This is a genomic window from Prescottella defluvii (assembly GCF_000738775.1).
GTDB classification, from domain to species: Bacteria; Actinomycetota; Actinomycetes; order Mycobacteriales; family Mycobacteriaceae; genus Prescottella; species Prescottella defluvii.
In genome coordinates, this window is record NZ_JPOC01000081.1 from 1 (window position 1) to 20,838 (window position 20,838).

The following is a 20,838-nucleotide window of genomic DNA, read 5'->3' on the forward strand; positions in this document are numbered from 1 at the left end:
TAGATGTATGAGGCCATGACGTTGGTGACACCGGCGTTGAGTCGGGTCGCTGGCGGCCGGTTCCCGGCGGCAGTGTGGGGTCGATGGTAGTTGTAGTGGACGTTCCAGACCGCGAGGGCGGCGGCTCGTTGGGCTTCTGACGTCCAGTCGCGGGCGTAGAGGAACTCCTCCGCGAGGATCCGGTTGTAGCGCTCGACCTTCCCGTTGTGTCGTGGGGTGTAGGGCCTGATGAACTGGTGACGGGTGCCGGCGAGAGTGCGGGCGAACGCCGCCGAGCGGTAGCAGGAGCCGTTGTCGGTGACCACCCGGGTGAACCGGGCGATGCCGTGGACGGCGAAGAATGCCTTGGCACGGTTGATGAAACCGACTGCGGTAACGCCTTTCTCGTCGTTCAGGGCTTCGGTGTACGCGAGGCGGGAGAACCCGTCGACAATCGAGTGCAGGTACACGTATCCGGTGCGGGTACCTCGCTTCTTGCTCCGGTCGACCTTCTTCGCATGGTCGCTGCCTTTGCCGTGCATGCGCCAACCACCCCCGTCGGGGATCAGGCCGACCTTCTTGATATCGACGTGCACCATGTGGCCGGGGTAGCGGGCGACGATCTTGGCCGCCGGCTTGCGATTGTCCGCTCCGCTGGGATCGAGGAACTTGCGGCGATTGAGACCGAGGCGGACCAGGTGGCGGCTGACAGTGCGGACCGAAACGGTGACGCCCTCGACGGAGAGTTCGAGGGCGATGCGGCGTGCTGACCACTTCTTCTGCCGCCGCAGCGCCTCGATCCGGGCCACGATCTGGTCGGCGGTGGCGGTCGGTTGCCGGTGAGGGACGCTCGACCGGTCCAACAGTCCGTGCTCGCCGAACTGGCGGTACCGATGCACCCACTTGCTGGCGCACGCGCGTGAGATGCCCATTTCGGCGGCGACGTGGGCGATCGGACGGTGCTGGCAGCGCTGGACGAGTCTGCGGCGTCCTTCGATGGACAGGGGCGCATTACTGTGGGTCACGGACGGGTCTTTCTGTCGGCGGACGAGTTGGTGGTACTTCTCATCCTGCCGTCGAAGGACCCGTCCGCTTTGTTCGGCCCGATCCTGGCCCGGTGTCTACAACGTCATGACCCGCAACAGTTAGATGGTGATGTGGCAGCTCTGATTTGGCTGGTGGCCGGGGTGTTGCTGGCGGCGACCGAGGCGTTGGTGGGGGAGCTCTTCCTGCTGATGCTCGCCGGTGGAGCGCTGGCGACGGCCGGCTTCAGCGCAGTGACCGACTTTCCGGTGTGGGTGGACGCCGTCGTGTTCGGTGTCGTGTCCCTCGCGCTGGTCGTGGGAGTGCGCCCGGCATTGTTGCGTCGCTTCGAGGTGCCGCCGCTCAAGCTGACGAATGCGGCCGCGCTGCCCGGCAAGCAGGCGCTCGTCCTCGAAGAGGTCGGGGCGCACGCCGGGCAGGTCAAGCTCGACGGTGACGTGTGGACAGCCCGTCCACTCGACGTCACCGAGGTGTATCCGCCGGGCACGACCGTGACGGTGATGGAGATCGACGGCGCGACGGCCGTCGTGTGGAGGGGACCGTAGGAGACATGGCAGCACTGATAGTTCTGGCGGTACTGGTCGTACTCGTCGTGGTGGTGGTCGCGAAGTCGGTGGCGCTCGTGCCGCAGGCCGAGGCGGCCGTGATCGAGCGGCTCGGCCGCTACACCAAGACGGTGTCCGGTCAGCTGACGTTCCTGATCCCGTTCGTCGATCGGATCCGGGCCAAGGTCGATCTGCGCGAGCGTGTCGTGTCGTTCGCGCCGCAGCCGGTGATCACGCAGGACAACCTGACCCTGTCGATCGATACCGTCGTCTACTTCCAGGTGACGAATCCGCAGGCGGCGGTGTACGAGATCAGCAACTACATCGCCGCGGTCGAGCAGCTCACCATCACCACACTCCGCAACGTGGTCGGCGGCATGACGCTCGAGGAGACGCTGACCTCGCGTGACTCGATCAACGGTCAGCTGCGCGGCGTCCTCGACGAGGCCACCGGACGGTGGGGTCTGCGCGTCGCGCGGGTCGAGCTCAAGAGCATCGATCCGCCGCCGTCGATCCAGGAGTCGATGGAGAAGCAGATGAAGGCCGACCGCGAGAAGCGCGCGATGATCCTCACCGCGGAAGGCCACCGCGAGTCGTCCATCAAGACCGCCGAGGGTGCCAAGCAGAGCCAGATCCTGGCGGCCGAGGGTGCCAAGCAGGCGTCGATCCTCTCGGCCGAGGGCGAGCGGCAGTCCCGGATCCTGCGGGCCCAGGGCGAGCGTGCCGCCAAGTACCTGCAGGCGCAGGGTGAGGCCAAGTCCATCGAGAAGGTGTTCGCCGCCATCAAGTCCGGCAAGCCCACCCCGGAGATGCTGGCGTACCAGTACCTGCAGACGTTGCCGCAGATGGCGCAGGGCGACGCCAACAAGGTCTGGCTCGTCCCCAGTGACTTCGGCGACGCCCTCAAGGGGTTCGCGAAGACGCTCGGCGCGCCGGGCGACGACGGCGTCTTCCGCTACGAACCCAGCCGCACCGACGACCAGGACCTGCCGCGGCCCGAGGACGACTCGGACGAGGTCGCCAGCTGGTTCGAGACCAAGGCAGACCCGGCCGTCGAACGTGCGGTCCGCGCCGCCGAGGCCGTCGCACGTACGCCCGTGGACAGCCCTCTGACGCAGGAACACCTGCTCGGCGGAGAGGTACCGCACGAGGAGCTTCCCCCGGGTCGGGAGTAGACCGCGCTTCACCCTCACACCGAGGGGCCCGCGCTGTGCCCCGGCCGTTCCTTCCCCGGACGCCGGGGCAGCGGTGGATTCTTGCTGCGACCGGTGGCGCGATCGTGCTCCTCGCCCTGGTGGTAAGACGACTCAGGGCGGACAAAGGTAGTGAAGGACGCGCCCGGTCCTGGGCGGGCACTGATTCAGGATTGGTACTGCCAGTCCAGTTGGCCCTCGACGACGCGAGGTGTCCATCGACCATAGAAGGTGCGAGCGGATTCCAGGCTGTCCGCGAGGTCGGTGAGCATGGCGCTCAGCGACACCCAGCGCGGACCGGTGGCGTCTGCGTCGACTTTGTCGAATTCGGTGACGCAGCTGTGCATGGGCCCAGGGCGGGTGTCGATGAACAGCAGATAGCCGTCCCTGCCTGCGAATGGAAGAAACTCGGGTCGGAATGTGCCTGCTTCTCGGCCGGCAGCATCGCGATCGGTGAGTGCAGCGAGCATCTCCTCGTCGAATTCACCCCACACGTCGAGTTCCATCTGGCGCTCTTCGACGAGTCGATCCAGGTCGAAGAGTTCATGCGTCGGTAGGAGCAGGAACCAGTTTTCGGCAGGGATCCCGTTGACGTGTCGAAAGAACGTGACCAGCTCGGGCGGCCATGCGCTTCCGGTGGTCTCGGCGGCTTCCGCGATCTGCGCCGGTTCGGCGCCATTTGGCTGTGCGTAGGTGGTGTGGGTGCGCAGCCACTGCGTAATCCGGTTCCATTGCACGGTGACCGATCCGGCGGGAGTCGGCGACAGAGTGGGTGTTTCGGGCAGCGCGGTCTGGGCGGACACCGATTGCTGCCTCCCCTGGGCGCGCTGCTTCTGCCGCGCGATGGCATCCTCGATTCGGGCGCTCAGATCGTCGTAGGAGAGTTCCGGGTCGTCGAACCCGCCCACCTCGCCGAAATCGTCTCCAAGACGCACATACACGACGGAGTTGATTGCGGTTCCGTCTTCTCCCCGGATCACGTCACGGCCAGCGTGAATGGCCTGTGCCCGTGCCGAACCCCGATCAGGCGCCTGCCCGCTGCGCGTTACGGGCTTTTGCTGTTTCAAATTCCAGCACGACACGTCCCAGTTCATCGTTGAGTTCCTCCCCAGCTCACTCTGTTATGACCACCCTATTGACCTCCCAACTGCTGCGACTTTCAGAGCTGGATGGCGCGGTGCTGACCCTGCACGTTCACCACTGCTGAAACAGGTCGTCGACTCCGAAGTGCCGTGATCGGGGTTCCCTCGGATCGACGCTGGCCCGGGTAGGCCTCGCCCGCCACTTCCGACTGAATAACTACCGCCATCAAGTGTTGAGTTGCAGCGCAGATTGGCGGGACACTCCCCGCTACTTTGACGGATCTCGGGCGAGTTCCCGAAGCCAGTCAACTTAGGTCGCGGCGATCTGTTCGCGCAGGATGTCGCCCTGGCCTGCGTGCCGGGCGTATTCCTGGATCAAATGCGTGAGGATGAACCGCAGGGAGACGTAGCTATTGCGCCAGGGGATGGTCTCGGCCAAGTCGGTGTGGTCTGCGACGATTGTTCTGGAGTGTGCGCACGCAGCTATGAAGGCGGTGGACACGCTCTCGATGGAATCGCTATCGATCAGGCGGAAGCTGTCGTCGATGTTATCTGGGATGTCGACCTCGTGTCGGGGTCGCCCGGCGATGCGGTGGTGGAACCACACCTTTTCGACGAAAATGCCGTGCTTGACCAACCCGAGCAGAGTGGTGAGCGACGGTACCAGCCGCTGGCGAACATTGGCCTCGCTCATCCCATCGACTAGTTGCAATAGTTGTGCACGTTGGACGTCGAGCATCCGCTCGAGCATGGCACGATCCTCGATGGTCGTCTGAATCGTGTCGTCGTATAGAGCCATGTGCGAAAGGTAGCCGACATCGGGGGGCAGTCTGTGCCGCATATTGCTTGATCGGTAGGCACTTGGCTTCCGTCAAAGTACGACGCATCTTGTCGATCTTCGTTGAATCTCGACATCAAGGTCACACCAGAATTTCGGTCACGAGGGGACGATAGTCCGGAATGGGCTTCCTATGCCGGACCAACGTGCCGGACGGGTAAACAGGACAGCCCGGGCGGTCGCCGGAACTGGTCGCGTCTCACCGACCCCCCACTTCCGGGTGTCCTGTTTGACGATCCCCCACCGGACCACGCCTACTACGAACGATGTGAGTCGGTGTCTCCTGGCACGATCGGTCGATGCAACCTGCCGTTCGAGCCGTCTATGACCTTGTTGCCAACATCGAGCCACTCGACAACCTCGAGCGTGAACACATCTCAGATTCGCTGGCCTGGATCGAGCGCACCGACGACATATTTCGCCGTGCTAAGCCGGCGACTCCACCACGTCACCTTGTGTCCTACACGGTCGTGGTGGACCCATCCGATCAGAGCGTATTTCTCGTCGACCACATCAGATCTGGACTGCAACTCCCCACTGGCGGGCATGTCGAGCCCGGCGAACACCCCATGGTTGCGGCCAGGCGGGAGACGAGGGAAGAACTCGGCATAGAAGCCGACTTCACCGTCGCTGGGACTGAGCCACTATTTCTTACGGTCACGGCAACTGTCGGGGCCAACAACAACCATGTAGATGTCAGTCTCTGGTACGTGGTCGCGGCCCGCCGCGACACGCGGTTCATCCTTGATCCCCGCGAATTTCGTGGCGGCCGGTGGTGGACAACGGGCGAAGTCCAGACGAGCGACCCTCACCAGTTCGATCCGCACTTCCTCAGGTTCGTTGAGAAGCTACGTTCCTCTGCCCCGGCCTTACGATCGTCGAACAGAACACTGATGCCAGCGTCGGGTACTTAGCCCGATGTCAGGACGCGATCGAGCGTCGCCCGGCCCAAGGGGCCCCATGTCGGTTTGCCGCCAGGAAGGCCCTGTTCCCCGTTCTGGCCCATCAGGATGAGGAAGAGGCTTTTCAGAGCAGCCAGCCCGCGGGCGCGCCGGATCGTCGCGGCGTCCGTCTGCGCGTATCCCTCGAAGAACCGCGAGGATCTGCTTGCGGGGAGGAGTAGCCATGCGGCTGCGAGGTCCCATGCCGGGTCGCCGGCGAACATGTCCCCGAAGTCGATCACGCCCGAGAGCGTCCCGTCCGTAACGACGGCATTCGCGGGATGGAGGTCACCGTGCAGCCATACCGGTGGCCCACCCCACCCGGGAGCTGCAACAGCATCGCTCCAGACTTCCCGGATTCTTCCGGCGGCGACGGCAAGGTTTTCGGGGGCAACGGATTCCATGTACTTCTCGAAACCGTCCGTGCACTGCCTGGGGTGAGCGCCGCGGTCCGAACTGATCGGTGCCTCGACGGGAGCCTCCACATGGAGTGCCGTGAGGAAGCCGGCCAGAATGTCGGCCGCGTGGTCGCCGCGAGTGATCGAGATGCCGTCCAGTGGCCGCCCGGGGACCCACGTCATGATGGCCCAAGGCTTCGGGAAGCGGGCAGACGGTTCGCCCACCCGCACAGGGATCGGAACCTGGAGCGGCAGACGCGGGGCCAGGACGGGAAGCCACTGGCACTCCTTGCGCTGGAGATCCGGCGCGCGTTCGGTGCGAGGTATGCGCACGACCAACTCGTCGCCGATGCGCCACATGTGGTTGTCCCAGCCGCCCGCCACCTCGCGGATAGCCAGCCCAGCAAGGTCGGGGTGCTGGTCCTGGAGAAGTTCGCGGACCAAATCTGCGGTCACCTCGATCTCGGGGCTGGTCATGCCAAGCCACGGTACGGGAACCGTTCGCCAGCCTTTTGGGTCTCGTCGTCCATAGATGCCCAGGCGGTACTGGTGAGACGTGTCCTGTTTGACGATCGCCAAACAGGACACGGCGAGATCCTCCTCCAGCTGTGACTTTCAGCGGTAGGTGGCACGGTTCTGAGGGATGAAAGTGACGGGGATGTCCAGGACCCGGCCCGGGAAGGTTCCTGCGTCTTTGTCAACGGCAGGATATTTGAACGTCGCTGGCTGGATCGACGCGGAGACTCGGGAAGCGCGAGACTATGTTCTCGCGCCCGTCGTCGATGCCCCCCGCTTCGGGCGTTGACAGGGCCCCGGCTATCTCGTGATCGTTCGGCAAGGCGGCCTATCTGGCCTGGACGCGTTCAGCATGGGCAGAGCTGCCCAGCAGTCCGGGTTGTCAAGTCTGTCCTCCCAGCATTCTGCGCGCAAAAAGGTCGCGCGCGCAGGCCACGGCCAGCCGGCCCAGGCTCAGTACTGCCGTCCTGTTTGACACGAGTCCACGAAGCCTCCGCTGCCGTGGACGTTCGCCGAGAGGTGCCGTATGTCGGTTTTGCGAATCCTGCAAAGACACTCGCAATGCCGCTCCTAGCCTGAGGGGCCTCGGAATGCAGGGCCTTCACATGCTACGAAGCACTCCTGAAGCACCCCCGGCACCGTCTTTGTCCTGCATCGATCGATGCCTATCAAACAAACGTCCAGGACAATTCCGCTAGCGCTCATTTAATTGTACTGCAGTTCAAAATTAACGCCACTCGTCGGATTTGTTAACGTAGCCGGCCGGCTGGAAACTCCCTGAATTTTGTCGACGGAAAAGTTACCGATCGGTAGATGTGCGAAATCGTTAACGAGATTGATTGATCCGTAATAGCGTCCTGCGTTGCAGGGGACATCCGACGGCCCGACCCTGCGACAGCAGTCCTTCATAGTGGGCCGCCATATGGAATCCAGAGGTGAATCTGTATGAGTGTTCGGAACAAGATGGCAGTTGCTGGCGCACTCGTCAGCGTCGCGGCGCTGACGGCTCTCGGCACGGGGGTCGCTCAGGCGGCGACTCCGGAGCTGCCGACTGACCACTACCAGGTGTGCGGGAACGTCCAGGACGGCTCCGGAAACGGAGTCAAGGACGTCGAGGTGTGGGGCGGGCTGTACGACAGCTCCGGCACCAATCTCATCCTCGACTTCCCCACAGGGTCGATCCCTTCCGGAACCAGCACGCTCCTGACGAACGCCGACGGCGGGTTCTGCCTCGAAGGCAACGCCACCCTGGTCAACGAGGTCCAGAACAACGGCGCCGTCGTCAAGCTCGTCGGCAAGAAGGGGACGTCCAACGTCAACTTCAGCAACTGGGGTTCGCCGGGAATCGGGCTGTGGGACTTCTTCATCCACAAGTACTCGGGGCTTGACTCCGCCTACGGATTCAACGGCACCATCTGATTCATCTGCACGACTCATCGCCCTCGGCGGTCTGCGCCGAGGGCGATGAGTTGCGAACACACAGGCACACAACCTCTGGAAAGGAATCACATGTCTGTTGACTTCTTCAAGGCCCTGCGCATATTCGTGGTGGGGCTCGCTCCGGTCCTCGGTGGATCACTGACGGGCCTGAACACCATGTCCGGCAACGAGTACTCCTAGCCGGCTCGAAAACGGAGGAACGATGCTCTCGATTCAGAACGCAACCAGCTCACTTGGGCAGACCGTCCAGCAGATGATCCCGATGTTGTACATGGTCTTGGTGCAGCAACCCGTGACACTGTCCCTGGGTGCGCCGGTCTAAAGCAAAAATCTCAACAGAAAGGAGATATAGACATGGATTTCCAGCAGTTCTTGACGGATCTACTGCGGGTAGCGAGCGGCTCGTGGATGGGTGGCGCTTACACCGGGTCCGGCATTCTCGGCACCAACTTCCTCAAAGCACTCTCGTAAGGAGACACCATGCTCGGAAAGTACTTCGACGGGATGCTCGACGTCGTGTATGTCTTCGGCAATCTCGTACTGTCCGGCCTCCTCACGGCTTCGAGCCAGGGTGGCGGCTGGCAGAGCCTGGGCTGATGACCTGATCGGTTACCGCAAGTGCGTAGGGTCCCTCCGGGGGAGGCGGGACCCTACGCACTTGCTGGCGCGATGTTGGCCCTGAGAACCTCCAATGGACACGATGGACACGCCTCGGAAACTCCTCAGGAAGCCGGGCCCGACCCGGACTGCGCCAACCCAGCCACGTTCACATCGAGGGGGTCGTGTGTACAAGGTGGTCGTGGAGATCTTCGATGATCTCGACGGAAAGAAGATCGAATCCGGTGGAGAGACAGTCGAGTTCTCCATGGACGGGGTCGCGTATTCGATCGATCTCGGGGATGAGAACTCAGCACAGTTGCGCCGGTTGCTGGGCCGCTACATCCGGAACGCCCGGCGCGTCGGCGGACGCAAACCTCAACCTCAACCGAAAGGGAAGCGCCCGCTCGAATAGCGGGATCCGGGTCAAGCTCCCCGAAACCGCCTGAGCGACTTCCTGCGCGTTTATGTGTGCATCTTGACCATCGTCAAACAGGACACCTCGCCGAGGGCGATGCCCTCGCAATCGAGGCTTGCCGAGACCACAGCTGTGATCTTCAGTGGTAAGCGGCGCGGTTCTGACGGTCGAAAGTGGCATGGCGACCGGACTCTCACCAGGTCACTTACTCCTCACGTCCGCGCCGGCGCTCGGGGACCTTTCATGCTCAATTGCCTCGTTCGTCGAGAGCCGCGTCGACGAGGTCGGCGGCGGCCTTCAATCCCAGGCCGGGGTGCCGTTCACGCAACGCCTTGATCGCCGAAATTCGGTTTGACGTCGATGCGATCGCCGACTCCACATCCGCGGCCGGAACATCCTCGGGTGCCGCGAAGGCGCGATCAGGATCGGTCGCGCCTCCTCTGGTTAAGTGCTTACGCCACAAGGTGATCGCCTCGGATGCGAAGGCGGCGATGCCTCCCACGAGAACCACGACGACAACCCAGTGCCACACCGTGGGATGTTCGATGGCGTCGCCAAGGCGGGACGGCAGAACAACCAGAGGGAACCCGATTGTGGCGACAGTAGCTGCCCATCGCTGAAGTGCCTCGTTCTCGAGTACCTGCACGAACTTCGACATCCCACTCCTTTGGTCATCGCCGCTCATTGTCATCGCCGCACAGAGGAGTCAGCGGCCGGCGTGAGGAACATCGTGCACATGTACGTCACCGCCGACCAGGTCGCGAACCTGTGCCGCCGACACCGTTCCGACCGCGGCGGCCACACCTGCGCTGATCGCACCGCGAGAGCGTCGCCCACCACCGTGCGCTCGCCGATGAGGTTGCGTTCGATCACGTGGACCGATTGGCCTGGAAGGTTGTTCTCGTGCCGCGCCGCTGGAGCTATCGAACCTCCGGTCCGAGTCGGCAACCGGATGCGGGCTAAGCTGCTGGGCGATGCCTGTAACCGTGCCACGCGACCTTCCCGCCAGGGCCATCCTGGAGGCGGAGCGAATCTTTGTCATGTCCGACGAGCGTGCCGGACATCAGGATATTCGCCCGATGCGGATCGCCATCCTGAATCTGATGCCGATGAAGGTCAGCACCGAGACGCAGTTGCTGCGGTTGCTCAGCAACAATCCGCTGCAGATCGAGATCACCCTGCTGCACATGGCCAGCCATGTCTCGCGTACCACCTCTGCGGAGCATCTCGAATCGTTCTACTCGACTTTCGATGATGTGGCCCACATGCACTTCGACGGCCTCATCATCACCGGGGCGCCGATCGAGAAGCTCGAATTCGAGGACGTCGACTACTGGCCGGAGATGACCAAGATCCTTGACTGGTCCCGCAGCGCCGTGCAGTCGACTCTGCACGTCTGCTGGGGTGCGCAGGCGGCCCTCTACCACCACTACGGTGTCCGCAAGCACGAAGTCCCGCAGAAAATCTCCGGGGTGTTCTCCCATCGGATCGCTGGCGCGCGGTCGCCGATCGTCACCGGGTTCGACGACGAGTTCCTGGCGCCGCACTCACGGCACACCGATGTCCACGCCGCCGACATCGAGGCCACCGGTGAGGTCGACGTGTTGGCGGTGAGCGAAGAGGCCGGGGTCTACCTGGCAGCCACCGCGGACGGCCGCCAGGTCTTCGTGACCGGTCACCCCGAATACGATGCGGACACCCTGGCCGGTGAATACCGCCGCGACAGCGAGCAAGGGCTGCCGGTCCCAGTTCCGGCGCACTACTTCCCCGGGGACGATCCCACTGCCACCCCGCTCAACCGGTGGCGCGGCCACGGGCACCTGCTGTACTCCAACTGGTTGAACTACTGCGTCTACCAGGAGACACCGTTCATTCCAGGCGAGGCCTGACCGGCTGAGCGTCGACGGAAGTAGAAGGGTCACCGCGCCGGGTCAGAGTCCCCAGGTGTTCCGGCCCAGGGCGCGGTGCTCGTAGTAGAGGCTGTTGGTGCGGGCCGCGAGGTAGCCGGCCAAACCGCATGTGAGGCCGATATCGACGGTGCTCGACAGATCGAGCGTGATGGAGACGGTACCGACCGCGACTCCGATTCCGAGGAAGGTGAGCGCCTTGCGCCACATTCCGAGATAGGCGAGGTAGAAGGCGCCGAAGAAGAACGCGAACCCGTTGAACGAGATGACCATCCGCTCACGCGTAGGCAGGGCCTTGAACGCGGCCTGGAAGTCGCGGTCCGTCTTCCACATGCCGGGCGAGCCGTGGGCCTGGAAGAACCGGAACCGGGTCTGCCACTTCGGGCGCAGCCCCGTCAAGGTGTCGTTGCCGGCAGGCTGGTCGGTTCCGTGCATCGTCATCGTGGTTACTCCCCCTGAGTGTGCAGGCCGGCGGGTCGTGCCGGCCCGAGGTCATCGTTCCCGGTCGCGGCAGGCGACACCAAATCCCGAACTGTTTTGGGCAGGAAAGCGTTCCGGTCCTCAGGTCGCGTGCGTGTCCACGGTCGGTGGCTGCGGCACCTCCCGGCCGGGCTCTCCTACGTCACCAGCGCGCGGCCGACCCCCGCGACGGCGACCGCCCACAGGACGCTGGTGAAGGTGCCGATGATGAACTGCTCCGACGCGTGCGGTTCGCGCAGTTCCGGGTAGCGGGCCAGGCCCTTCACCGCGAGGACGATCGCGATGCCCTCGGGCCAGCCGGCGAGGATGGACACGGCGACCGCGGTCCGTTCCAGGAGGCCGATGATCCGGCCGCCCCGGAGCGGTCCGTCGTCGGGTTCCGGCCCGGCATCGGGTTGGCGCCGGGCGAATCGGAAGGCCGCCAACACCATCGGCGCGCCACCGGTCGCGGCTGCCGCCACGGTCAGGACGTAGGTCGCGGCGAGCGCGAAACCCGTGACCGGGGGCGCGCTCGCGGTGGCGACGGCCGCCCCGCCGAGCGCGAGCACCGCGACGACGGGCGCGACGCGGACCACCGTTCCGGAGTGGGCGGACGACGCGGCCAGGCGCCCGGCGACGGTTCCAACCAGGGCGGCGATTCCGAGCAGGATCAGACTGAGCACTGTCATCGATCGGCCCTCCGGAGTAGGCGCTCGGTCAGCAGTCGGCCGGAGATCTCGGCCTGCCAACCGGCGGCGGTGAGGCGCTGGGAAACCGCCTGCTTGCTGATGCCGAGTTCGGCGGCGGCCTCGGCCTGGGTGAGGCCGCGCTCCATGAGCGCCACCGCGGCATGACCCTGTGGCGAGCGACGCGAGACCAGGAGCGCGGTGAGCGTCAGCGCGGCGTCGGCGTCGGCCGCGGCCCGCGGGTCGGCTGCCTCGACGGCGACGGCGGCCGGCGCCTTCTTGGCCCGCTCGACCGCCACCCGGGCTGCCTCGAACGCCGGACCCCGGCCCGCCCGCGTCTGGGTCGGCAGCGGTTCCTCGACGGTCCCGACGCCGACCCCGATGCTCCAGTGACCCCGTCGAACGAGGTCGAGCACGAGATCCACGACGGTGGCGGCGTCGCCGTCGACGGCCTGGACCTCGTCGCCGGCGGTCCGTTCGAACGGACGGAGCAGACGGCGGTGCCGGAGGTCGGCGAGAAGTGGGCCGACACGGTCGATGTCGCGTCGACTGCCCCGTTGATCCACGGTCAGAACGAACATGAAGCAAGGCTAGAGGCTTGAAATGCCAAGATCAAGCCTCAAGGCTTTACTTGATGAAGTCAAGGTTCAGGACTGGACGGAATCCGCGGGTGGGATGACCGGCGTGCGCGCGTCGAGGATCAACCCCGCCACGCCCACCGCTATGCAGATCCCGGAGAGCAGCAGCATTGCCGGATTCGCCTCGCCGGTCAGGGCGTCGCCGAGGAGGACGACGCCCACCGTGCCGGGCACGATCCCGACGATCGTGGCGGCGGTGTACGGCAGCGTGCGGATCGACGACACCCCGCAGCAGTAGTTGATCACCGAGAAGGGGATCGGCGCGATCAGTCGCAGTGAGCCGACCGCGAGCCATCCCCGGCGTTCGAGGCGCATGTCGACGGCCCGCACCGCAGGGTGTGTCAGGTGCGCGGCGACGGTGTCCCGGCCGATCGCCCGCACCAGCAGCAGCGCGAGGATCGCGCTGATCGTGGTGGCCGCGATCGTGACGAGGAGGCCGGTGGCCGCACCGAACAGCACGCCTGCGCTGATGGTGAACAGGGTGCGGGGGACCGGCGCCACCGTCACGACCACGTGCACCAGGAAGAAGATCAACGGAAAGATCGGCCCGACCGACTCCGACCACGCCCGGATCTGGTCGATCGAGGGGTACGGCACCACCGCGGCGGCGGCGAACAACACCGCCAGGCCGACGAGGGCAGCGAGTAGCCGAGGATCCCTCAGTCGCGCAATCACAATCGGCCAGGGTACCCGCGCGGGTGCCGGTCCCCGCCGGATCGGCCCAGCTATCGGCTCGGACGCCGACACGTCACGGTGGCGACCGCGCACACGCGCCCGTCCGCCCCGGTGCTCGTGACCCGGGCGACCGCGACAGCACGACCGGCGCGGATCACCTCCGCGGTGAAGACGACGTCGGCGTCGACGGGAGCGGGCCGGAAGAAGTTGATCCGCAGCGATGCGGTGTGCATCGGCGCCTCCGGCGTGCTGACGGCGGCATTGCCGATCAGGTCGAACGCGCAGGCCTGGATGCCGCCGTGCATCACCCCGAGCTTGTTCGCCAGCGCCTGGTTCGGCGGCACGATCAGCCGGGGATGCGAACCGTCGCTCTCGATCCGGCCACCGATCCGTAGCAGAGGCGCGACCGGTGCGGCCGGGATCGACGTCGCCGGTGCCACGGGCCGGACCGTCGTCGCGCTGCGATCTGCGCCGGCGTCCACGAAATTGCCCCACGCGGTGCCGGTCGCGATCAGCGTGCCGGCACTGTCGCGGATCTCCGTCGAGCCGGTGCCGCCGTCCGCCGTCACGGCCACGACCCGGCCGTCGGCGTGCAGTTCGGGACCGTGCCAACCGGTCGGTGTGACGAAGTCCACTGACAGGTCCGCGGTCACCAGTCCGCTGCGTTCGCCGCGACGGTCCCACAGCGTGAAACCGAGGATGTCGTCGACGAGAATGCCCAGCGTGGCGGTGGGGGAGGCGGCCCGGGTGTCGAGGCCGTCGATGTCCATGGTGATCCGGTTGAACCCGGCCAGCCGCTGCGGTGGACGCATCCGGAACAGTCGCTGGGGAGTGACGGACACGCCTTCATCCAGCACGTTCGCAACGCTCATCAGCCGAGGCTAACGAACGTCGGGTGGTCCTCACGTCGGCGGCCTCGGCCGTGCGGTTAGCATCACAGGTCAGAGGACGACAATCGTCCCAATTGATTGCCTGATTGTTTTGCCCGATTGGAAGACCGGTCGCCGTGAGCGGCCGCATGTGAGAGTGAGAGGGAGCCGCCCCGTGTCACCAGCTTCAGAGGCCGAGGACGCCGCGCGCGCCTACTCGGAATGGCAGCAGGCCGTCGCCGGCGTGCTCGCCAAGTCCCGTCGAGTGGATGCCGCCGAGCTGGGCCCGGAACCGCAGAAGCTACTCGAGACGACCACCTACGACGGTGTGACGATCTCGCCGCTGTACACCGGTCGCGACGAGCGCCCCGAGGCCCCGCTGCCCGGACGGTTCCCGTTCGTGCGCGGCACCGACGCCAACCGTGACGTCAACGCCGGGTGGCTGGTCAGCGCCCAGTTCGGTCAGGGTGCGCAGGATGCCGCCGAGGTCAACCGCACCGTCCTCGACTCGCTCGAGAACGGCGTCAGCGCCCTGCGGCTGTCGGTCGGTGGCAAGGATCTGCCCGTCGAGTCGCTCCGGGTCGCGCTCGAGGGCGTCCTGCTGGACCTGGCTCCGCTGACGTTGGACGCCGGGGCGGACGCCGTCGCGGCCGCGCAGCAGATCTTCGCGCTTCTCGACGAGCGCGCCGCCGCCGGTGACGGCGTGACCGACCGCGCCCAGGTGCGGGTCGGCCTCGGCGCGTCCGCGCTGACGGATGCCTTCTCCGGCGCCGCCGGAATCGACACCGCGCAGGCCGTCGCACTCGCCGCCACCGCCGCGGACCGCGCCGAGTCGATCCGCGCGATCACCATCGACGGCACCGCATTCCACAACGCCGGTGCGAGCGACGCCGAGGAACTCGGTGCGGCCGTCGCGGCCGGTGTCGAGTACCTGCGCGCGCTCACCGACGGGGGTCTGACGATCTCGCAGGCGCTCGGTCAGCTCGAGTTCCGTCTCGCCGCCACCGACGACCAGTTCCAGACCATTGCGAAGTTCCGCGCCGGTCGCCAGGTGTGGGCTCGTGTCGCGCAGGTGTGCGGAGCCTCCGAGTTCGGTGGCGCCGTTCAGCACGCCGTCACGTCCGCCGCGATGATGGCGCAGCGTGATCCGTGGGTGAACATGCTCCGCACGACCCTCGCGGCGTTCGGTGCCGGTGTCGGCGGCGCCGACTCGGTGACGGTGCTGCCGTTCGACGTCGCGCTGCCCGCGGGTGCCGCCGGCGTCTCGAAGTCGTTCTCGGCGCGCATCGCACGCAACACCCAGTTGCTGCTGCTCGAGGAGTCGCACCTCGGTCGCGTGCTCGATCCCAGTGCAGGTTCCTGGTACGTCGAGGACCTCACCGAGGAGATCGCGGCCAAGGCGTGGGAGTTCTTCCAGCAGATCGAGACGGCCGGCGGTTACACGGCGGCACTCGGATCCGGTGTGATCGCCGATCGCGTCGCCGCGACGAAGGCCGCCCGCGACTCCGACATCGCGCACCGCAAGACGACGGTCACCGGTGTCAACGAGTTCCCGAACCTCGCCGAGGCCCCGCTGCCCTCCGGTGCCGCCGAGGCCGGCGCCACGGTGGCCCGCTACGCCGCCGCGTTCGAGGCACTGCGCGATCGTTCCGATGCAATTCTCGCCGCCAACGGTGAACGGCCGCAGGTGTTCCTGGCCCCGCTGGGTCCGGTTGCCGAGCACAACGGCCGGTCCACGTTCGCCGCGAACCTGCTCGCCTCGGGTGGCATCGAAGCCGTCAACCCGGGTCCGCTGGACGCCGGCGACGGCAGCATCGCAGCCGCGGTGAAGGAGTCCGGAGCCCGCATCGCGGTGCTGTGCGGCACCGACAAGCGCTACGCGGAGCAGGGCGCGGCCGCCGTGGCCGCACTGCGGGAAGCCGGTATCGAGCAGGTGCTGCTCGCCGGCCCCGAGAAGATCTTCGCCGATGTCGTGGGCGGCGAGCGCCCCGACGGATTCCTTACCGCTCGCATCGACGCAGTGACGGCACTGGCCGGCCTGCTCGACGCAATCGAAGCTGGGAGCAACAAGTGACAACGAACGAGGTGCAGCACGTCATCGGCAGTTTCGCCGATGTCGCGCTGACGGATCCGCAGTTCCCGGAGCCGGCTGCCCCCACCTCGGAGCAGACCGCGGCGCTCATCGAGAACCTCGCGACGGCCAACAACTACACCCCCGAGCAGGTGGTGTGGTCGACGCCCGAGGGCATCGACGTCAAGCCGGTGTTCACCAAGGCCGACCGTGACGCGGTCGAGGCCGAGGGCTACCCGCTGGGCAGCTACCCGGGTGCGGCCCCGTTCCTTCGCGGCCCGTACCCGACGATGTACGTCAACCAGCCGTGGACCATCCGTCAGTACGCCGGATTCTCCACCGCCGCTGAGTCGAACGCCTTCTACCGCCGCAACCTCGCGTCCGGTCAGAAGGGCCTGTCGGTCGCGTTCGACCTCGCGACGCACCGCGGCTACGACTCCGATCACCCGCGCGTCGCCGGTGACGTCGGCATGGCCGGTGTCGCGATCGACTCGATCCTCGACATGCGTCAGCTCTTCGACGGCATCGACCTGTCCCAGGTGTCGGTGTCGATGACCATGAACGGCGCCGTGCTGCCGATCCTGGCGCTGTACGTCGTGGCCGCCGAGGAGCAGGGTGTCGCCCCCGAGCAGCTGGCCGGAACCATTCAGAACGACATTCTGAAGGAGTTCATGGTCCGCAACACCTACATCTACCCGCCGAAGCCGTCGATGCGGATCATCTCCGACATCTTCGCGTACACGTCGGCCAAGATGCCCAAGTTCAACTCGATCTCCATCTCGGGCTACCACATCCAGGAAGCCGGTGCGACCGCCGACCTGGAACTGGCCTACACGCTCGCCGACGGCATCGAGTACATCCGCGCCGGACTCGACGCGGGCATGGACATCGACAAGTTCGCGCCGCGGCTGTCGTTCTTCTGGGCGATCGGCATGAACTTCTTCATGGAGGTCGCCAAGCTGCGCGCCGGGCGTCTGCTGTGGGCCGAGCTGGTCGAGAAGTTCGCTCCGAAGAACGCCAAGTCGCTGTCGCTGCGTACCCACTCGCAGACCTCCGGCTGGTCGCTCACCGCGCAGGACGTGTTCAACAACGTCGGCCGCACGTGTGTGGAGGCGATGGCCGCGACGCAGGGCCACACCCAGTCGCTGCACACCAACGCGCTCGACGAGGCGATCGCGCTGCCGACCGACTTCTCGGCCCGCATCGCCCGCAACACCCAGCTGCTGATCCAGCAGGAGTCGAACACGGTCCGTCCGATCGACCCGTGGGGCGGCTCGCACTACGTCGAGTGGCTCACCCACGAGCTCGCGAACCGTGCCCGCGCGCACATCGCCGAGGTCGAGGAGGCCGGCGGCATGGCGCAGGCCATCGGTGAGGGCATCCCGAAGCTCCGCATCGAGGAGGCCGCGGCCCGCACGCAGGCCCGTATCGACTCCGGTCGGCAGCCGCTGATCGGCGTCAACAAGTACGTGCCGGACGAGCCGGACAGCATCGAGGTCCTCAAGGTCGACAACACCAAGGTGCGCGCCGAGCAGCTCGCCAAGCTGCAGCAGCTCCGCGCCGAGCGTGACGAGGCCGCGACGCAGGCCGCGCTGGCCGAGCTGACGCGTGCCGCGGCGTCGACCGAGGGCGGTATGGAGAACAACCTGCTCGCCCTTGCCGTCAATGCGGCCCGCGCGATGGCGACCGGCGGCGAGATCTCCGATGCGCTCGAGAAGGTGTACGGGCGCCACCAGGCCGAGATCCGGACCATCAGTGGTGTGTACCGGGACGAGGCCGGAAAGGTGAGCAACATCTCGAACGCAATCGAACTCGTCGAGAAGTTCGCCGAGGACGAGGGACGTCGTCCCCGCATCCTCGTCGCGAAGATGGGCCAGGACGGCCACGACCGCGGCCAGAAGGTCATCTCCACGGGCTTCGCCGACCTCGGCTTCGACGTCGACGTGGGACCGCTGTTCCAGACCCCCGAGGAGGTCGCCCAGCAGGCGGCCGACGCCGACGTCCACATCGTCGGTGTGTCCTCCCTCGCCGCCGGCCACCTCACGCTGGTGCCGGCGCTGCGGGAGGCCCTCGCTGCTGCGGGCCGCCCCGACATCATGGTCGTGGTCGGTGGCGTCATCCCGCCGGGCGACTTCGAGGAGCTCTACCAGGCCGGTGCCGCGGCGATCTTCCCGCCCGGAACGGTTCTCGCGGATGCGGCGATCGGGCTGCTGCAGAAGTTGTCGGAGCAGTTGGGACACGATCCGATTGCCGCCGACTAGCCGTCCGCCGCTCGATCTGGCTGCGCTCGGTGACGCGGTCCTGGAGGGCCGGCGAAGTGACGTCTCCAAGGCGATCACTCTCGTCGAGTCCACCCGGGCCGATCACCGGGAGCAGGCGCAGCAGTTGCTGCTGCGCCTGCTCCCGCACGCGGGCAACGCGATCCGGGTCGGGATCACCGGTGTTCCCGGTGTCGGCAAGTCCACGACCATCGAAGCCCTCGGGATGCACCTGATCTCGTTGGGGCACAAGGTCGCCGTCCTGGCCGTCGACCCGTCGTCGACGCGCACCGGTGGATCGATCCTCGGTGACAAGACCCGGATGCAGAACCTGTCGGTGGAGCCCAACGCGTTCATCCGGCCGTCCCCGACCTCGGGCACGCTCGGCGGTGTCGCGAAGGCGACCCGCGAGACGATGGTGCTGCTCGAGGCGGCCGGCTACGACGTGATCCTCGTCGAGACCGTCGGTGTCGGGCAGTCCGAGGTGACGGTCGCGAACATGGTCGACACGTTCACGTTCCTCACCCTCGCCCGGACCGGTGACCAGTTGCAGGGCATCAAGAAGGGCGTCCTCGAGCTCGCCGACGTCGTCACCGTCAACAAGGCAGACGGCAAGCACGAGACCGAGGCGCGGGTCGCGGCCCGCGAACTGGCCGGCGCCCTGCGGCTGATCTATCCGCACGACGCGCTGTGGAAGCCGCCGGTGCTCACCATGAGCGCACTCGAGAACATCGGTGTGGACAAGTTCTGGGACGAGGTGCTCCGGCACCGCAAGGTCCTCGGCGACGCCGGTGAACTCGAACGCAAACGCGATCAGCAGCAGGTGGACTGGACGTGGTCGATGGTCCACGACCAGTTGCTGCGTCGACTCGACGCGAACGACCGGGTCAAGGCGATCCGCGGTGAGGTCGAGCAGCAGGTGCGTGACGGTTCGCTGACCGCGGCTCTCGCGGCGCACCGGATCCTCGATGCGTTCGACGGAGCCGAGTAGCTCGCTCCCACAGTCGGTACGACGCCGATGGCCCCACACCACCAGGTGTGGGGTCATCGGCGTTCTCACCCGACCGTCGTGAGTCGCACGCGCCCTTCGGGATCGACGCTCCAACCCGGGTTGTGGCAGACCTCCCAGACGACACCGTTCGGGTCGGCGAAGTGGCCGTGATAGCCGCCGAACGCCGCCCGCTGCGGGTGCTTGACCAACGTCGCGCCGGCGTGGACGGCAGCGGCGACCAGCGCATCCACCTCTTCCGGGCCGGTGACATTGTGCGAGAAGGTGATTCCCGACGTCGCGGAGTCACCGCCGGGTCGGCCGATGTCCTCACGGAACTTCTCGGCATCGAACAGCCCCAGCACCGTCCCCGGTGCGGTCTGGAAGAAGATGATCTCCCCGGGCACATCCAGGAGCGGTTCCCACCCGAGTCCGCCGCGGTAGAACGCACGGGCGGCGTCGAGGTCCGGTGTGGCCAGGGTGACGAAGTGGATGCGTTGGTCCATGTCCGGAAGTCTCGCACCGAACAGCGCACGGGCCCCGCATCACGGACTGCGATGCGGGGCTCGTGGCTGCCTGTGAATGGATTCAGATGCCGACGGACGTATCCGTCGCGTTCTCCGTCGAATCGGCCGGAGGCGTCCACCGCGCGACGCGGATCTCCGCCAGTTCGGCGGAATCCTGTGCCGCCGCGATGCTGGGCAGCAGGTAGCCCCACATCTCGTCGATGCGTTGCTCGATGTCGTCGCGTCGCGCCATCACCTGGGATACCAGCTGGACACCGGTGAACGACCCGATGACGAAGCGGGCCAGCGTCGGAGGATCGATGGTCTCGCGGATCTCACCGCGGGCGACACCCGCCTCGATGAGTGCCTGGGCGCTCGTGATCCAATCGGTGTACGGCTGTGCCGGGGCGTCCACGGTTCCGCCGAACTCGAGTGTCAGACGGGTGCCGGCCCGGACGATCGGATCGTGCACTATCTGCCGGGCCATCGCGTGAGACAGCATCACGAGTTGGCGCAGTGAACCTGCACCGGTGCTCGCGATCGCATCGACCGTGCCGATCGATGTCTTATGGTGTTCTTCCATGACGACTCTCGCGAGTTCGTCCTTGGACCGGAAGTGGAAGTAGAGCGCACCTTTGGTGGTTCCCGCCCCGTCGACGATGTCGCCGAGGCTCGCTCCTTCGAATCCTGACCGCTCGAACATTCGAGCCGCTCCGGTGATGATCTGTTGCCGTGTTGCCACAGCGCGTGCCTGTCTAACCACGTGTACCGCCTTTTTTCCCGACTTGAC

At 66.1% G+C, this 20,838-nt stretch carries 21 protein-coding genes; 9 read left to right on the plus strand and 12 right to left on the minus strand.

Annotation, left to right across the window (positions count from 1 at the left end):
- On the minus strand, positions 1-1,004 hold a 1,004-nt coding region (locus tag IJ15_RS0123015; protein ID WP_156112201.1), incomplete at its 3' end, for an IS481 family transposase.
- 132 nt (positions 1,005-1,136) lie between these two features.
- Between IJ15_RS0123015 and IJ15_RS0123020 the strand changes: the two genes are divergently transcribed.
- Positions 1,137-1,568: an NfeD family protein gene (locus IJ15_RS0123020; RefSeq protein ID WP_031940682.1), complete on the plus strand. Its 432-nt coding sequence runs from the start codon at positions 1,137-1,139 to the stop codon at positions 1,566-1,568.
- 5 nt (positions 1,569-1,573) lie between these two features.
- Positions 1,574-2,743: an SPFH domain-containing protein gene (locus tag IJ15_RS0123025; RefSeq protein WP_031940683.1), complete on the plus strand. Its 1,170-nt coding sequence runs from the start codon at positions 1,574-1,576 to the stop codon at positions 2,741-2,743.
- Between the two features lie 185 nt (positions 2,744-2,928).
- On the opposite strand, the gene IJ15_RS0123030 is transcribed toward IJ15_RS0123025, so the two are convergent.
- Both IJ15_RS0123030 and IJ15_RS0123035 read right to left on the minus strand, forming a co-directional pair.
- Entirely contained in the window at positions 2,929-3,855 is a 927-nt protein-coding gene (locus IJ15_RS0123030) for an SMI1/KNR4 family protein (protein WP_031940684.1), read from the minus strand.
- Between the two features lie 298 nt (positions 3,856-4,153).
- Positions 4,154-4,642, minus strand: a complete 489-nt coding sequence (locus tag IJ15_RS0123035) for a DinB family protein (RefSeq protein WP_031940685.1) — start codon at positions 4,640-4,642, stop codon at positions 4,154-4,156.
- Positions 4,643-4,980: 338 nt separating this feature from the next.
- On the opposite strand from IJ15_RS0123035, the gene IJ15_RS25745 reads away from it, so the two are divergent.
- Positions 4,981-5,595 (plus strand): NUDIX hydrolase, encoded by a 615-nt coding sequence (locus IJ15_RS25745; protein ID WP_081880883.1) that lies wholly within the window; start codon positions 4,981-4,983, stop codon positions 5,593-5,595.
- Here the strand turns inward: IJ15_RS25745 and IJ15_RS0123040 are convergent.
- Positions 5,592-6,497: an aminoglycoside phosphotransferase family protein gene (locus IJ15_RS0123040; protein ID WP_031940686.1), complete on the minus strand. Its 906-nt coding sequence runs from the start codon at positions 6,495-6,497 to the stop codon at positions 5,592-5,594. The genes IJ15_RS25745 and IJ15_RS0123040 overlap by 4 nt on opposite strands.
- Positions 6,498-7,481: 984 nt before the next feature.
- Between IJ15_RS0123040 and IJ15_RS0123045 the strand changes: the two genes are divergently transcribed.
- On the plus strand, positions 7,482-7,955 hold the full coding sequence (locus IJ15_RS0123045) for a hypothetical protein (RefSeq protein WP_156112202.1): 474 nt from the start codon (positions 7,482-7,484) through the stop codon (positions 7,953-7,955).
- 805 nt (positions 7,956-8,760) lie between these two features.
- Positions 8,761-8,988, plus strand: a complete 228-nt coding sequence (locus IJ15_RS0123065) for a histone-like nucleoid-structuring protein Lsr2 (RefSeq protein WP_051919527.1) — start codon at positions 8,761-8,763, stop codon at positions 8,986-8,988.
- Positions 8,989-9,238: 250 nt separating this feature from the next.
- Here IJ15_RS0123065 and IJ15_RS24980 read toward each other — a convergent pair whose 3' ends face one another.
- Positions 9,239-9,649 (minus strand): hypothetical protein, encoded by a 411-nt coding sequence (locus IJ15_RS24980; RefSeq protein WP_156112203.1) that lies wholly within the window; start codon positions 9,647-9,649, stop codon positions 9,239-9,241.
- A 316-nt stretch (positions 9,650-9,965) separates the two neighbouring features.
- Here IJ15_RS24980 and metA point away from each other — a divergent pair, with 316 nt between their 5' ends.
- Complete coding sequence (gene metA / locus IJ15_RS0123080; protein ID WP_031940690.1) at positions 9,966-10,880, plus strand: homoserine O-acetyltransferase MetA; 915 nt, start codon at positions 9,966-9,968, stop codon at positions 10,878-10,880.
- A gap of 42 nt (positions 10,881-10,922) precedes the next feature.
- Here the strand turns inward: metA and IJ15_RS0123085 are convergent, their stop codons facing one another.
- The 5 genes from IJ15_RS0123085 to IJ15_RS0123105 all read right to left on the minus strand — a co-directional run bounded on the left by IJ15_RS0123085 (position 10,923) and on the right by IJ15_RS0123105 (position 14,228).
- On the minus strand, positions 10,923-11,339 hold the full coding sequence (locus tag IJ15_RS0123085; protein WP_051919530.1) for a DUF2628 domain-containing protein: 417 nt from the start codon (positions 11,337-11,339) through the stop codon (positions 10,923-10,925).
- A 176-nt stretch (positions 11,340-11,515) separates the two neighbouring features.
- Entirely contained in the window at positions 11,516-12,046 is a 531-nt protein-coding gene (locus tag IJ15_RS0123090) for a hypothetical protein (RefSeq protein WP_031940692.1), read from the minus strand.
- On the minus strand, positions 12,043-12,624 hold the full coding sequence (locus IJ15_RS0123095) for a helix-turn-helix domain-containing protein (RefSeq protein WP_031940693.1): 582 nt from the start codon (positions 12,622-12,624) through the stop codon (positions 12,043-12,045). The genes IJ15_RS0123090 and IJ15_RS0123095 overlap by 4 nt, the downstream gene beginning before the upstream one ends.
- Positions 12,625-12,690: 66 nt before the next feature.
- On the minus strand, positions 12,691-13,356 hold the full coding sequence (locus tag IJ15_RS0123100; RefSeq protein ID WP_031940694.1) for a TVP38/TMEM64 family protein: 666 nt from the start codon (positions 13,354-13,356) through the stop codon (positions 12,691-12,693).
- Between the two features lie 50 nt (positions 13,357-13,406).
- Complete coding sequence (locus IJ15_RS0123105) at positions 13,407-14,228, minus strand: PaaI family thioesterase (RefSeq protein ID WP_031940695.1); 822 nt, start codon at positions 14,226-14,228, stop codon at positions 13,407-13,409.
- A gap of 172 nt (positions 14,229-14,400) precedes the next feature.
- Between IJ15_RS0123105 and mutA the strand changes: the two genes are divergently transcribed.
- The 3 genes from mutA to meaB are packed head-to-tail and all read left to right on the plus strand — an operon-like array spanning position 14,401 to position 19,545.
- Positions 14,401-16,299 (plus strand): methylmalonyl-CoA mutase small subunit, encoded by a 1,899-nt coding sequence (gene mutA, locus IJ15_RS0123110; RefSeq protein ID WP_031940696.1) that lies wholly within the window; start codon positions 14,401-14,403, stop codon positions 16,297-16,299.
- Positions 16,296-18,557, plus strand: a complete 2,262-nt coding sequence (gene scpA, locus IJ15_RS0123115) for a methylmalonyl-CoA mutase (RefSeq protein WP_031940697.1) — start codon at positions 16,296-16,298, stop codon at positions 18,555-18,557. The genes mutA and scpA overlap by 4 nt, the downstream gene beginning before the upstream one ends.
- Positions 18,544-19,545 (plus strand): methylmalonyl Co-A mutase-associated GTPase MeaB, encoded by a 1,002-nt coding sequence (gene meaB / locus IJ15_RS0123120; protein WP_031940698.1) that lies wholly within the window; start codon positions 18,544-18,546, stop codon positions 19,543-19,545. The genes scpA and meaB overlap by 14 nt, the downstream gene beginning before the upstream one ends.
- A gap of 65 nt (positions 19,546-19,610) precedes the next feature.
- Here meaB and IJ15_RS0123125 read toward each other — a convergent pair whose 3' ends face one another.
- Positions 19,611-20,048, minus strand: coding sequence for a VOC family protein (locus tag IJ15_RS0123125; RefSeq protein WP_031940699.1), 438 nt, complete (start codon positions 20,046-20,048; stop codon positions 19,611-19,613).
- 82 nt (positions 20,049-20,130) lie between these two features.
- Positions 20,131-20,811, minus strand: coding sequence for a ScbR family autoregulator-binding transcription factor (locus IJ15_RS0123130; protein ID WP_197059897.1), 681 nt, complete (start codon positions 20,809-20,811; stop codon positions 20,131-20,133).
- Between the last annotated feature and the right edge of the window lie 27 nt (positions 20,812-20,838).

Excerpts from the sequence above, each read along its gene's own strand:
- IJ15_RS0123085 (WP_051919530.1), bottom strand. The coding sequence starts at position 11,339 with ATGACGATGCACGGAACCGACCAGCCTGCCGGCAACGACACCTTGACG.
- metA (WP_031940690.1), top strand. The coding sequence starts at position 9,966 with ATGCCTGTAACCGTGCCACGCGACCTTCCCGCCAGGGCCATCCTGGAG.
- IJ15_RS0123040 (WP_031940686.1), bottom strand. The coding sequence starts at position 6,497 with ATGACCAGCCCCGAGATCGAGGTGACCGCAGATTTGGTCCGCGAACTT.
- IJ15_RS0123105 (WP_031940695.1), bottom strand. The coding sequence starts at position 14,228 with ATGAGCGTTGCGAACGTGCTGGATGAAGGCGTGTCCGTCACTCCCCAG.
- IJ15_RS25745 (WP_081880883.1), top strand. The coding sequence starts at position 4,981 with ATGCAACCTGCCGTTCGAGCCGTCTATGACCTTGTTGCCAACATCGAG.
- IJ15_RS0123090 (WP_031940692.1), bottom strand. The coding sequence starts at position 12,046 with ATGACAGTGCTCAGTCTGATCCTGCTCGGAATCGCCGCCCTGGTTGGA.
- IJ15_RS0123025 (WP_031940683.1), top strand. The coding sequence starts at position 1,574 with ATGGCAGCACTGATAGTTCTGGCGGTACTGGTCGTACTCGTCGTGGTG.
- IJ15_RS0123095 (WP_031940693.1), bottom strand. The coding sequence starts at position 12,624 with ATGTTCGTTCTGACCGTGGATCAACGGGGCAGTCGACGCGACATCGAC.
- IJ15_RS0123030 (WP_031940684.1), bottom strand. The coding sequence starts at position 3,855 with ATGAACTGGGACGTGTCGTGCTGGAATTTGAAACAGCAAAAGCCCGTA.
- IJ15_RS0123045 (WP_156112202.1), top strand. The coding sequence starts at position 7,482 with ATGAGTGTTCGGAACAAGATGGCAGTTGCTGGCGCACTCGTCAGCGTC.
- IJ15_RS0123125 (WP_031940699.1), bottom strand. The coding sequence starts at position 20,048 with ATGGACCAACGCATCCACTTCGTCACCCTGGCCACACCGGACCTCGAC.
- IJ15_RS24980 (WP_156112203.1), bottom strand. The coding sequence starts at position 9,649 with ATGTCGAAGTTCGTGCAGGTACTCGAGAACGAGGCACTTCAGCGATGG.
- IJ15_RS0123035 (WP_031940685.1), bottom strand. The coding sequence starts at position 4,642 with ATGGCTCTATACGACGACACGATTCAGACGACCATCGAGGATCGTGCC.